Source organism: Tunturibacter empetritectus, assembly GCF_040358985.1.
In the GTDB taxonomy this organism is placed as follows: Bacteria; Acidobacteriota; Terriglobia; order Terriglobales; family Acidobacteriaceae; genus Edaphobacter; species Edaphobacter empetritectus.
The window spans coordinates 1,920,973-1,933,542 of record NZ_CP132932.1; the positions used below are offsets into that span (position 1 = coordinate 1,920,973).

A 12,570-nucleotide genomic window follows, 5' to 3' on the forward strand; every position below is an offset into this window, starting at 1 on the left:
CGAGGCGACTCCCTAAGGTTGGCACTACATGGAATGTGGAGGCGGAAGCAGTGACTCTCCGAGAGCTGCCTTTTGGTTTATGAATCCAAGAAGCGCGATTCTCTGACTAAGCCGAAAGACGGAGATCACAAACCTAAATCGGGTTCTAGATCGATGCGGTCACGGTGCGGAATATTGCTCGACTTGGCGAAGCAGGATTACCGTTACTCGATCATCCGTTGTTCACAGGACCCGACTAGGAACTTCCGAGGAAGGCATTACCAGGTTGGCTCGCTCCAAGGCGTCCGCATAAGTGCTTTCTCCCAAACCGTTCCAGCGCGACTCAACTAACAAGAAGACAAGGCGCACATCGTTCTCACCGAATGCTTCTTCGATCATCTCGAGGGCAGTGGAATGAGCACCGACAGCCATTGCAGCCAGCCCGCGATGCAGTGGTGGGGACGGCGTGCTTGAGTGCATCTCCAGCATTGTCCGGAAAGCCTCGTCGGCCTCACCGTTTCGGCCCATTGCAGCTAGAGTATGGATGCGAAAAGCCAACGGTTCGCTATTGCCCATGGCAAAACGCTCTGAAACCTGGAATGAGCTGATCGCCTCACCGGAGGTAGCCGACAGACCGGGAATTTGCCCCGGAACATGATCAGGCGTAGCGAGCGCCTTCCCGCGCATCAGATGGGCGACCCAGAACTGAGGTGCCATCTCCAAAACCTGTTCGAGCGGACGAAGTGCCTCCATCGACCGGCCCGCATTGTAGAGGAAATGGCCATGATGGGTTCTAACAATAGGGGAGATTGGGTCCAGGATAAGCGCTGAACCCAGAGTCGTCAGCGCCTGTTCGTGCTCGCCCAGAATCGAATGAAGATGAGCCAAGAACATTGGGGGAGCGCTGTCGCCTGGGTTCAGTGTGGAAGCGTGGAGGAAGTGGTGCCGGGCGGCATTCCAGTCACGCCGATACCAGAAATCCACTAGTCCTAACGCAATGTGCGCATCCGTCTGCGATGCGTCCAGCGACAGCGCGTCGCTTGCCAGATGCTGTGCCGCCGGGAAGCAATCATGCGGGCGCAAGAGGCTGGTAATCGGCAGCACCGCATAGCAGAAGGCGAGACTCGCCATGGCCGGAGCGAAGACCGGATCGATAGCAAGAGCCTCTCGCAGATAGCGCATCGCCGCCTGGATAGCAGGCTTCGTACGCTGACTCAAGAGATGTCGTGCTCGGAGATAACGGTCGTGCACCTCGGCGTTTATTGGGCCAGCTCTACCTGTGTGAATGCTCGCTGCGGCATGCGGCGCTATCTGGATACCGATAGCGGTTGCGGTGGCAAGTGCAATTTCCGACTGCATAGCGAGCGCGTCACCGACCACGCGCTCAAAGTTCTCGCTCCATAGCGCTGTACCGTCGATCGAACGTAAGAGCTGAACAGTGACGCGAACTCTTTCAGAGTCACGCTTCACGCTCCCCTCTACTAAGTAATCGACCTTAAGTTCGTGGGCAATCTCCTCAACCGGCTTGCTCACATTGCGATACCGCATCACCGACGTCCGTGCAATGACCGCCATCTGTCCACGCAGTAGACGCGAGACGGCGCTGATCAGTTCTTCAGTCAATCCATCAGAGAAATAATCCTGCTCCGGATCGTTGGAGAGATTGAGCAACGGAAGAATGGCGAGTCTCTGACCTTCCTGTGCATGCCGCGTGATGTCAGGACGGCCGCCTTCTGATTTGGGGGCGACCGGCATCCGGAGCCGGTAACCTCTGCCCGTGACAGTCTCGATCAGGGTCGCATCGCCTAGCGCCTGGCGAATCTTCTTTACCGCCGTGTAAAGCGCCGCTTCTCCGTTTACAAATACGCCGTCGCCCCATACCCGGCGTAGGGCCTCGTCATGAGATACCACGCCGCCCCGGCTTTCGACCAGGAGGAACAATAGCTCCAGCGGCTTTGGGTCCAGACGCACGATCGTTCCATCACGGCGTAGCGAAAAGCTTCGTCTGTCGAGTTCCATGCCGTCCATCTTCCATATACCATCGCTCACCGCTCGTTCTCCGATATTCAGAAACATTCCAGACCATGTTCAGGAGTTATGGAAAGGTTCTTGTCATTATCAATGACAAGTCGACTCATCAGCTGAGGGATGCCAAAATGCGAATTCGAAATTGGATAGGTGCACTCATCATGACGCTTACATTCGGAACCACTGGTTGCAGCGGGGTAAAAGCCGCTGAAGATACCCCTCAGGTTGCCATCGAGAAGATGCTCGCCAGGGAACAGTCAGCTTGGAACACTGGCGATAGCGCGTCATACGCCGACGAGTATACCGAGGACGCAGACTTCATCAATATTCGAGGTCAAGTCTTTACCGGAAAGACAGCGGTTCAGCAACAGCACGCGAAAATATTCGCCGGACCATTTAAGGGAAGCGCCATTGGCATCGTTCTGCGCAAATTTGCCCAAATCTCTGACTTGGCCGTCCTGATCGACACCGACCAGACCGTCATCAACTTCGCGGGTCTACCACCGGGTATCGTCGAGTCTTCTCCAGGCACGCTTGTCACCCACTTCAAATATCTGGCAATCAAACAGACCGATGGTACTTGGAAGTTTACCTCCGGGCAGAATACTGTCGCGCTTCCGAACTAAGGGCATGGATCAGTATCGGCTCTGTTCATTGACTCGCCTGCACGCAGTGGCTTGACGGCCCTAGCTTGAATCGAGCACCAGACAATTGGCCGATTGTTCAGGTATCCAAGGAGACCGATTGGTCATTGGCATGTATGTTCGTCAGGCGTGAGTTCCGCAAGACGGGACTCGTTCCACAAATCATTCAAGCTGCGGTTGTCCATGCAAAGGCGAATGGTGCAACGATTGTGGAAGCGTATCCCGTCGATCGTAACTCGCCCAGCTTTCGTTTTATGGGTTTTGTCGACACGTTTTTACAAGCCGGATTTTGCGAAGTGGGAAGAACTGGCCAACGAAGACATGTAATGCGATTGAGCGTCTAAAGTGCTTGACGACCCACAGAGCAGGACGACGGTCAGCAAACCTAAAACTGAACACGACAGCCCACGCGATCGCGGTGGTAGTTACCATACGATAAAGGACGTTATCGTATCTATCGAGGCGGACACGATGGCCGTTCAAATTCAATCGACTCGGCTGCAACTGAGCACCTTCGAAATGGCAGATGCAGAAGAGGTGTTTGCCTGCATTACTCCGGCCGTCGCTCGCTTCATGTCCTGGGAGCCGCCCAAATCCTTCACCGAGTACAAGGCACGCCGAGAGGCGCGATTGCAGGCCGCCGATCCAACAGAGTTTGCGTTCGTCATCCGACGGCGCGATACAAAGGAATGTCTAGGCATTACTGCACTTGAAAGGGCTGATCTGCCAAGCCCGGAACTGGGCATCTGGATGAAGGAAGCAGCTCACGGTCAGGGGTACGGAGGAGAAGCCGTTCGAGCAGTTGCTGAATGGGCGGCCAAGGATCTCGGAAAAGACACCTTTCTGTACCCTGTGGCAGTAGAAAACACCGCCAGTAGACACATTGCCGAGAAGCTCCACGGCGAGATCATCGGAACCCGCAGAAGCCCAAAATATGAATCTGTTGTCTACCAAATCCGTGCCTTTGCTCGGCTCTAGCGAAGAGGTCATCTCAGCAGCCTCTAATCGGCCGCCTACGCTGCTCCCGGCCCTTTGGTTTATGTGCCCAACAGTGGGTTCGACCGTTTTCGAGGAACTTCGCAAGCGACGGTTTGAATGGGCCGTGGATTTAGAACGCGTGAGACGTAAGAAATCGAATGACGATCGAAGAGAAAAGATCCGGCTTTTCCAGATATAACAGGTGCCCTACATCGGGTACCACAACGCGGGCCGCTCCTGGTATAGCCATCATTAGAGCGCCAGCCACGGCTTGATTGTCCGCAATGTCGCCGGAACCCGTGAGAATCAGCGTCGGCATTCGGAGGTCCTGCACATATGGAAAGACTGGCTTCTCCGGCAGTGGCATATCGTCGTGTGTAAGATCTTGTGGTGAAGCCTTGAGAAGAGCGCGAAGGTGGTTGCGGGCGGCGTCATGCCCCGGAACGATGAGGTAGGGATTCTGGACGCTCGCCTCTACTTGGTCCTTGGCATTCTGAGATTCCACCTGCCTCATCAGAAAGTGCTCAGAATATGGAAAACCCTCCGCCGCCGGACCGACGAGCACCAGATCGCTAACCTGCGCGGGATAGCGAAGTGCAAAATTCAAGGCCACATTACCGCCATGTGAGCTGGCCACGAGAGCAGCCTGGCTGACCTTGCGATCGTGCAGCACTGCAGCAACATCGTCGGCTTCGTAATAGGGCTTGGTAGTGGCGGGCGAGCTCCCATACCCCCGCCGGTCGTATCGGATGGTATGAAACTGTTTACAGAAAGCGGCCCATATGTCGTCCCAGACTGCCGAATTTACAACCCCATCATGGAGGAAAATCACAGCCTTCGGCCCGGTCCCGCACTCCTCATAGTGCAAACGAGAACCATCTACTTCAACGAATGAGCCTGGTGGCTTTGCTGAGCCGATTGGTTGCGCGCATAGAACTCCAACTCCGAAAACCGAGATGAAAACAAACATTATGTCTAGAATTTTCATGCACTCATATTATGTCTTGTGTTGTGAAGCCGAGCCGCTGTCGCTATCCGGCAGCGGCACAGCGCCTTCCAGAAGGCTGTGAATCGTCCCTGTAAAATGGTATCCCGCGTTCAAGAAATGCACAGAAATCAAAAAATTGTCTGCACAGTTCCTACACAGCCAAAAATGGCCTAATTATCTTCCGAAAACTCAGCATGATATAAGATTCCACTCACCCCGTTCAGGATGACAACTTTTAGTTGTGAGATCGGAGAGCTTGCTTCGCGCTTCGTATTCATCAAACTCTGGGATGTACTTGTCTGTAGTTGTCAGGTTACAGCTCATCTGTGAATTAACCCTTTGGTGTGTGGGAAACCCGTTGATAACGTGAGGAAAGCGCTGGTTGCAACGGCCCTTGCGACAGCGGAGAATAGAGCCATTATGGCATCTTTTGCTCAACTAAATGTTTCAGAAGGTCTGCCCGCTTCGGTTCATATCGAAGTTGCTGTTTTAGGGGCAATGCTTCTGGACGGGCTTGCGGTCAACGATGCGACAGGAAGGCTAAGGGCGGAAGATTTTTCGCTCGATTCGCATCAACGCATCTACCGAGCCATCACCGATTTATTGGCGGGGGGTCGTGGCGTGGACTCCCTGACTGTGCGAGAGGAGCTGATTCGGAAGAGAGAAATTGATTCGATTGGCGGGCCTGCGTATCTTGCGTTTTTGACGGAGGGGATTCCGCGGAACTTCAACATCGAGAGCTATGTCCGGATTGTGAAGGACAAGAGTTTGCTGCGGCAGTTGATGGCTATCTTTGGCGATGGATTGACGCTCGCCTCGGACCAGTCCGAGGAGGCGATTCATGTTTTGAGCAATGTGGAGGCCAAGCTGTCGGAGGTGGCCGATAGCGCGATTCAGTATGGGTTTTCGGACATCGCGACGATTGTGAAGGAGTCGTTCGGGTCGATTGATGCGCTGTATGAGCAGGGGCGCGAGGTTACGGGGTTGGCGACGCACTACATAGAATTTGACCGGATGACGAGCGGATTGCAGGAGTCGGAGCTGACGATTATTGCGGCGCGGCCTTCGATGGGCAAGACGGCGTGGGCGATCAACATTGCGGAGAATGCCGCGGTGCGCGGGGGCAAGGTGGTGGCGGTGTTTTCGCTGGAGATGAGCAAGGCGAGTCTGCTGCGCAGAATGCTGGCCTCGCAGGCGTTGGTGAACTCGAAGGCGATTCAGACGGGAATGTTGATGCGGGAGGACCGGGCGAAGCTGATTGCCGGGCTCGAGCGGTTGATGGAGTCGAAGATGTTTATCGACGATACGCCGGGGATTACGTTGGCGGAGATGCGGGCGAAGGCTCGGCGGTTGAAGCAGCAGCATGGGCAGCTGGATCTGATCGTGATCGACTATCTGCAGCTGATGACCGGGTCGTCGGGGTCGCAGAAGGGATTTGAGAATCGGACGCAGGAGGTCTCGGCGATCTCGCGCGGGCTGAAGTCGCTGGCGAAGGAGATGAAGGTGCCGGTGGTTGCGCTGTCGCAGCTGTCGCGTGCGAGTGAGCAGAGGGGCGGGGATAAGAAGCCGCTGTTGAGCGATCTGCGCGAGTCAGGTTCGATCGAGCAGGATGCGGACGTGGTGTGCTTTATTCACCGCGAGGAGTACTACGACCGGGAGAATGAGGATCTGAAGGGCAAGGCAGAGATCATTATTGCCAAGCAGAGGAATGGACCAACGGGGAGTATTCATCTGGCGTATCTGTCGGACTATACTCGGTTCGAGAATCTGTCGCATGGCGGGGATTAGGGCGGGTACTAGGCTCTGGGTCCTGCCGGACGGGCCCGCTGCGCGCGGCGCGATCACTCCGTGATGGGTATACCGCTTCGCGTGGTGCTCCCGTTGGTCGCACGTACAAAGTCGAGGAGTCATCATGATCGAGTCTTCTGATCTTCGGAGTAAGAGGATGCCGCTGAGCGGCGGAGCCGGTCAGATGCCTGCACTCGGATTCGGCACACTGATTCCCGATGCGGCCGTGACTATAAGCGCTACCAAAGACGCGCTGGCTGCGGGGTTTCGGCACTTCGACTGCGCGGAACGCTACCGGAACGAGCGTGAGGTGGGCGAGGCTTTGAAGGCAGGAGTTGCGGCTGGAGGGATTGCGCGCGAGGATCTGTTTGTTACCACGAAGTTGTGGAACAGCAATCACCGGCCGGAGCGCGTGAGACCGGCTTTTGAGGCGAGTTTGGACAGGCTGAGGCTCGACTATCTCGATCTCTATCTGATTCACACTCCGTTCGCATTTCAACCGGGGGAGGAGCAGGATCCTCGGGATGAAAAGGGCAACGTGATCTACGACAAGGGCGTGAGTCTGGTTGACACCTGGAGGGCGATGGAGAGTCTTGTGGACCAGGGCAGATGCAGGGCCATCGGACTGTCTGACATTACCTTGAACGGGCTGTTGCCGGTGTATGAAGCGGCGAGGATCAAGCCAGCCGTGGTCCAGGTGGAGTCGCATCCGTATCTTCCGGAGACGGAGCTTCTGGAGTTCTGCAAGGAGAAGGGCATTGTGCTGTTGGCGTTCGCGCCTCTGGGTCATGGGATGAGGCCGGGGCCGCTTGAGGATCCGGTGATTCTGGCCATCGCTGCACGGGTTGGAAAGACTCCGGCGCAGGTGCTGCTGGCCTGGGCGGTGCAACGCGGCACAGCTTTGCTGACGACGCCGCGGACGGCGGAGCGGGCGAAGGAGAACTTCAACGTCTCAGCCATTCCGGAAGACGCGGTTGAGGAGATCAATCGGATTCAGACGAGACAGAGGCTCAACGACGTGGTGAATACCGGCAGCCCGGGGTTCATTCCACGCGTCCAATCGGCATGAAAGCCAAGTAACACCTGGAGCAGACTATGAAAGAGGAGCAGATACGCGAATCATTGAACGCACACTGGCGTGCGTCGGCGGCCGGCGATGCAGATGCGGAGCACGATATCTATGCTGACGATGCCATCTGTGATTATCCACAGTCGGGCGAGCGAATCCTTGGTAGGAAGAATTTGCAGGCGCTGCGGAGCCATCATCCGGGCAAGCCGTCGGGTTTCGAGGTTAGGCGGATTGTTGGAAGCGGAGATCTTTGGATCACGGAGTACACGATTATCTATCAGGGGCGACCGGCATACACGGTGAGCACGATGGAGTTTCGCAACGGCAAGGTGGTGCATGAGACACAATACTTCGCAGATCCGTTCGAGGCGCCGGGGTGGCGGAGCCAATGGGTTCAGCGGATCGCGTGACGACGCTGAGGGACAGCTGCTTGTTTCGGACTATTAAACTGCGCCCTGCGCGGGCGGCGGTCACTTCGTGACTTGTATACCCCTTCGGTTGGCGCTCCCGTTGGTCGCGAAGAAGATTTTGATTGCTGCGCGGGCGCTCCACGCTCAAGAGATGGGCACCCGCAGTGATTATGGTTTGGGTGCTGCTGCGATTGCGTTGAGGCTGGTGATGGTTTCGGGTGGGAGTTTGAGGGTTGCGGCTTTCAGGTTTTCGCGCAGGTGCGCAAGCGAAGAGGTACCGGGGATGAGGAGCATGTTGGGAGAGCGGTGGAGGAGCCAGGCCTGTGCGACTTGCATTGGCGTGGATTGGAGGGAGGCGGCTGCTTCGTCCAGCTTGGCGGACTGCAACGGCGTGAAGCCTCCGAGGGGGAAGAAGGGTACGTAGGCTATGCCTTGTTTGACGAGGTCGTCGAGGAAGGCGTCATCGGTTCGGTGGGCTACGTTGTAGAGGTTTTGGATGCAGACGATTTCGGTTATTTTTTGTGCTTCGGCGAGTTGACCTGGGGTTACGTTGCTGAGGCCGAGGTGGCGGATGAGGCCCTGGGCTTTGAGTTCGGCGAGGACGGTGAGGGGTGCTTCGATGGAGCCTTTGGTTGGGCCGGCGAGTCCTCCTACGCGGAGGTTGACGACGTCGAGCTTGTCGAGGGCGAGGTTGCGGAGGTTGTCGTGAACGGCGTCGATGAGGTCCTGGCGGGAGAGGGCTGGGTTCCAGGAGGCGTCTGCGCCGCGGCGTGCGCCTACTTTGGTGACGATGACGAGGCCATCGGGGTAGGGGTGGAGGGCTTCTTTGATGATCTGGTTGGTGACGTGTGGTCCGTAGAAGTCGCTGGTGTCGATGTGATTGACGCCGGCGGCGATGGCTTCGCGCAGAACGGCGAGGGCGGCATTTCTATCTTTCGGCGGGCCGAAGACGTGGGGGCCGGCGAGTTGCATGGCTCCGTAGCCCATGCGGTTCACGGTCATCGAGGTGCCGGGGAAGGTGAAGGTTCCGCCTAGATTTGTCTGTTGCGTCATTGCTGGTGCTCCTTTTTGTCTTTGCACGGTTGCGATTTGTCAGGTGCGCGGTTCGGGTTCGTTTTGGCTACCTGTGGTTAGATGAAGAAAGCCTCAGGTTAGGAGTTCGCATTTGACCCCACGTCCTCAGATGCTGTTGGAGCCGCGTAAATCGCCGGTGCAGGCTCGTTCGGCTGCGAGCGTGGATGCGATTCTGGAGGCGACCATTCAGGTTTTGTTGAGCGTGGGGAAGGAACGGCTGACGACGACGAAGGTTGCGATGCGCGCTGGGGTTTCGGTTGGGACGTTGTATCAGTATTTTCCGAATAAGAGTGCGTTGCTGCAGGCGGCTTTGCTACAACATCTGAACGGGGTGTCGACGGCGCTGGAGCAGGTGTGCCGGGAGCAGAAGGGGAAGCCGCTTAAGGAGATGGTTGCGGCGGTGATCAACGCGTTTCTCGAGGCCAAGATGATGGATCCGAAGACGAGCGTGGCGCTGCATGCGGTGAGCTCGGATGTGGATGGGGCGAAGATTGCGAAGCAGAAGGCGTTGCGGTCGCTGAAGGCGATTGCGGGGATGCTGGGGACGTCGAGCGAGTCGCTGACGAAGGAGCCGCAGCTGGTGGCGTCGATGCTGGTGGCGGCGATGGTGGGGGTGAGCCGGAGACTGCTGGAGTCGGATGCGCCGGAGAAGCAGTTTGAAAGCATGCGGGGGGAACTGGTGTTCTTTGCTTGCTCGTATATGGAGGCTTGTTCGGTGCGGGAAGTGCGCCCTGCGCGGGCGGCGGTCACTTCGTGACTTGTATACCCCTTCGGTTGGCGCTCCCGATGGTCGCGAGGGAAGATTGTGCCGACCAACGGGAGGAGTACGCGAAGCTCTAAAAAGGCGTGTGAACGCCCGCACTCCGCGCAGGAGGCCCGTCCGGCAGGACAGCTTCGATTTTGGAAAGGCTCCTGACAGTACGGTGTCAGTAGGGTGTCAGTATTCTGCGGTTGTGTTCGTAAGGTCATTTGCTAAGTCAGGGAGGCAATATGAAGGAACAGCCGAAGTCGGTGGCGGTTTGGTTCGAGATTCCGTGTGCCAATCTGGAGCGGGCAGCTAGGTTCTACGAGACGATTCTGGATCGCAGGATGAATAAGGATGAATTTGGGGAGTTGGGGGATCCGATGCGTCTGTTTCCGGCGGCTGCTGGCGGCGTGGCGGGGGCTCTGGTGAAGCGTACCTTCAGGAAGCCCGGTGGTGGGGGGACGATGGTTTATCTGAACTGCGATGGCGAACTGGATGCTGTAATTTCGCGGGTTCGCGAGGCTGGGGGGTTGATGCTGATGCCTCGTACGGTGATTCCTGGTGGGCATGGTGCGTTTGCTTGCCTGAAGGATACGGAAGGAAATCATATTGGGTTGCATACTTCGGTTTGAGTGTCCTGCCGGACGGGCTCCCTACGCGGGAGGCGGTCACTTCGTGACTTGTATATCCCTTCGGTTGGCGCTCCCGTTGGTCGCGGGGAGCGATATACGGGCTGCTAACTGGAAGCGGGCGCAATTCTTTTTCCAGGCCATCTTTTCCAGGCCATCTAGGATATATGCATGCGGCGGGCTGACCGACTCTTCCGGATCGTACGAGTGCTGCGCGGTGGCAGGCTGCAGACGGCGCGGATGCTGGCGGAGAAGCTGGAGGTTTCGGAGCGGACGATCTATCGGGATGTGCGCGATCTGCAGATCTCGGGGATGCCGATTGAGGGGGAGGCGGGGGTTGGGTATACGCTGCGGCGGGATATGGACCTGCCTCCGCTGATGTTTACCCGGGATGAGCTGACGGCGCTGGTGCTGGGGGCGCGGATGGTGCAGGCGTGGGGTGGGGCGGCGAGCGTGGCCTCGGTGGACCAGGCGCTGCAGCGGATTGAGGCGGTGCTGCCGGCGGATCTGCGGGAGCGGCTGGATTCGATTCTGATGTACGCGCCGGGGCATCGGATGGTGCAGCCTTTGAAGGAGCGACTGGATCTACTGCACGACGCTTGCGTGGGCAGGCGGGTCGTTGCGTTTTGCTATGCGAAGGAGGATGGACAGAGCAGTGAGCGCGAGGTGAGGCCGCTGGCGCTGTACTTCTGGGGTGGGGCCTGGACGCTGGCGGCTTGGTGCGAGCTGCGGAAGGACTTCAGAGTGTTTCGGATCGACCGGATGCAGGAGGTGGAGGTGCTGGGGCGCGAGTTTGTACAGAAGAAGGGGCAGAGGCTGGAGGACTTTGTGAAGCAGGTTGGCAAGCCGCCTTATGTCTCCGAATCGGTTGCTGCGGCGGGTATTGGGCAGGTTAGAGCGGATTGACTATTGGTGTGGAGGAGGGCAACCGCAGATTCCCTTCGGGAATGACAACAAGGGCACTGCGGGCGCTATGCCAACTGCGACTTTGTTCTAGTTTACGAGGTAGGTCGCGGGTCGCGAAGAGTCGTCCGTTGGGTTGTACGGGGGGGCGAAGGTGGTCTTTTGTACTGCCAGGCATTCGGAGACGCGCTTGAGCATGTCGGTGGGGTGAACGGGCTTGGTGAGGGTGGTGAAGTTGTAGCCGGCGCTGCGTGCGTGTACGAGGAGGTCGGCGGTTGCGGCCTGGCCGGAGAACAAGAGTATTTGGCATTCGGGGATGTTCTGACTGACAGCGATGGCGAGTTCGATGCCGGTCATGCCGGGCATCATGACGTCGGCGATGAGAAGTTGGGGGTTGAACGTTCGTGCGAGCTCTAAGGCTGCGGCACCGTCGTAGGCGGTGAGGGTGGAAAAGCCGCTGCGGGAGAGGATTATCGAGAGGGTGTCGGCGATGATGTGCTCGTCGTCGACGATGAGGATGACTGGCTTGGTTCTTTCCGAAATAGAGATGGCATCCTCGTTCGGGACTACTGTCAGGGGAACAACTTCAAATTTGATCTTCGCGGTCATGACTTGTACCTCTGAATCGAAGCATAGACCTGTTTGAGTTATACGGGTTAACTCTTTTAGATCTCTCAGTTATGGAGAGGTTTAGGCGGTGCTAAAGAAAGCGACCAGTTAGGCAATGTTGAAAAGAGCAACTTGTTAGTAGCTGGCATATCTGCTTAGTGTTACGTTAACGTCAGGTTAGTTTCAGATCACATCAAGGGGGGGGCGTGGGAAGCGACGACGAGTTCGATCCGAAAGAGATGAAGTTTGAGTCGGTGCTGCAGGCGAATGTACCCAAGGGTAGAGCAGGCAAGCACAAAGAGATCATCACGCAACTGTTGAGCGATATTGCGCAGTTGAAGGTTGGCAGCGCGTTAAAGATCCCGCTGGATCAGCTTCCGGATACGAAGGAGAATGTGCGGTCTGCGTTGAGCAGGGCTGCCCGGCAGCAGAAGATCAATCTGGCTACGTCCAGTAATGATGAGTTTCTGTTTGTTTGGAAGACGGATAAATAACGTTCTGTAAGACCCCTCTTTAAAATCAGGAACTCTTAGTCCTGCCGGACGGGCGCCCTTCGCGGGCGGCGGTCACTTCGTGACTTGTATACCCCTTCGGTTGGCGCTCCCGTTGGTCGCGAAGGGAGATTATGCCGACCAACGGGAGGACCACGCAAAGCTTTAAAGAGACGTGCGAACGCCCGCGGAATCGGGGTCCCCACAAACAGGTCTTTCGTTTGTGGGGTGACTA

13 protein-coding genes are annotated in these 12,570 nt (G+C 57.1%); 9 read left to right on the top strand and 4 right to left on the bottom strand.

The features are described 5' to 3' along the window. Positions 1–222: 222 nt before the first annotated feature. A complete protein-coding gene (locus tag RBB75_RS08060; protein ID WP_353070125.1) occupies positions 223–2,055 on the bottom strand; it encodes a winged helix-turn-helix domain-containing protein in 1,833 nt (610 codons plus the stop codon). Positions 2,056–2,063: 8 nt separating this feature from the next. Between RBB75_RS08060 and RBB75_RS08065 the strand changes: the two genes are divergently transcribed. Together RBB75_RS08065 and RBB75_RS08070 are read left to right on the top strand one after the other, a co-directional pair. Then, a complete protein-coding gene (locus tag RBB75_RS08065; RefSeq protein ID WP_353070126.1) occupies positions 2,064–2,633 on the top strand; it encodes an SgcJ/EcaC family oxidoreductase in 570 nt (189 codons plus the stop codon). 489 nt (positions 2,634–3,122) lie between these two features. Beyond that, the gene (locus RBB75_RS08070; RefSeq protein WP_353070127.1) at positions 3,123–3,629 is read left to right on the top strand and encodes a GNAT family N-acetyltransferase; all 507 of its coding nucleotides are present in this window, start codon (positions 3,123–3,125) and stop codon (positions 3,627–3,629) included. A 130-nt stretch (positions 3,630–3,759) separates the two neighbouring features. On the opposite strand, the gene RBB75_RS08075 is transcribed toward RBB75_RS08070, so the two are convergent. After that, positions 3,760–4,461 carry an alpha/beta fold hydrolase gene (locus RBB75_RS08075; protein WP_353070128.1) on the bottom strand — a complete coding sequence of 234 codons (702 nt, stop codon included), beginning with the start codon at positions 4,459–4,461 and terminating at the stop codon, positions 3,760–3,762. Between the two features lie 576 nt (positions 4,462–5,037). On the opposite strand from RBB75_RS08075, the gene dnaB reads away from it, so the two are divergent. From dnaB to RBB75_RS08090, 3 genes are all read left to right on the top strand, one after another. Continuing rightward, a complete protein-coding gene (gene dnaB / locus RBB75_RS08080) occupies positions 5,038–6,405 on the top strand; it encodes a replicative DNA helicase (RefSeq protein ID WP_179640322.1) in 1,368 nt (455 codons plus the stop codon). A 124-nt stretch (positions 6,406–6,529) separates the two neighbouring features. Beyond that, positions 6,530–7,474, top strand: a complete 945-nt coding sequence (locus RBB75_RS08085; RefSeq protein ID WP_353070129.1) for an aldo/keto reductase — start codon at positions 6,530–6,532, stop codon at positions 7,472–7,474. A 26-nt stretch (positions 7,475–7,500) separates the two neighbouring features. Beyond that, positions 7,501–7,884 carry a nuclear transport factor 2 family protein gene (locus tag RBB75_RS08090; RefSeq protein WP_179640324.1) on the top strand — a complete coding sequence of 128 codons (384 nt, stop codon included), beginning with the start codon at positions 7,501–7,503 and terminating at the stop codon, positions 7,882–7,884. Positions 7,885–8,052: 168 nt separating this feature from the next. Here RBB75_RS08090 and RBB75_RS08095 read toward each other — a convergent pair whose 3' ends face one another. Next, positions 8,053–8,937 (bottom strand): aldo/keto reductase family oxidoreductase, encoded by an 885-nt coding sequence (locus RBB75_RS08095; protein WP_179640325.1) that lies wholly within the window; start codon positions 8,935–8,937, stop codon positions 8,053–8,055. A 112-nt stretch (positions 8,938–9,049) separates the two neighbouring features. On the opposite strand from RBB75_RS08095, the gene RBB75_RS08100 reads away from it, so the two are divergent. The 3 genes from RBB75_RS08100 (at position 9,050) to RBB75_RS08110 (ending at position 11,238) form a co-directional block, all read left to right on the top strand. After that, positions 9,050–9,715, top strand: coding sequence for a TetR/AcrR family transcriptional regulator (locus RBB75_RS08100; RefSeq protein ID WP_257031288.1), 666 nt, complete (start codon positions 9,050–9,052; stop codon positions 9,713–9,715). Positions 9,716–9,948: 233 nt separating this feature from the next. Beyond that, positions 9,949–10,335 carry a VOC family protein gene (locus RBB75_RS08105; protein WP_179640326.1) on the top strand — a complete coding sequence of 129 codons (387 nt, stop codon included), beginning with the start codon at positions 9,949–9,951 and terminating at the stop codon, positions 10,333–10,335. 168 nt (positions 10,336–10,503) lie between these two features. Further along, positions 10,504–11,238, top strand: coding sequence for a helix-turn-helix transcriptional regulator (locus RBB75_RS08110; RefSeq protein ID WP_179640327.1), 735 nt, complete (start codon positions 10,504–10,506; stop codon positions 11,236–11,238). An 87-nt stretch (positions 11,239–11,325) separates the two neighbouring features. On the opposite strand, the gene RBB75_RS08115 is transcribed toward RBB75_RS08110, so the two are convergent. Further along, on the bottom strand, positions 11,326–11,844 hold the full coding sequence (locus RBB75_RS08115) for a response regulator (protein ID WP_179640328.1): 519 nt from the start codon (positions 11,842–11,844) through the stop codon (positions 11,326–11,328). A gap of 206 nt (positions 11,845–12,050) precedes the next feature. On the opposite strand from RBB75_RS08115, the gene RBB75_RS08120 reads away from it, so the two are divergent. Continuing rightward, positions 12,051–12,338 (top strand): hypothetical protein, encoded by a 288-nt coding sequence (locus RBB75_RS08120; RefSeq protein ID WP_353070130.1) that lies wholly within the window; start codon positions 12,051–12,053, stop codon positions 12,336–12,338. Positions 12,339–12,570 lie beyond the last annotated feature (232 nt).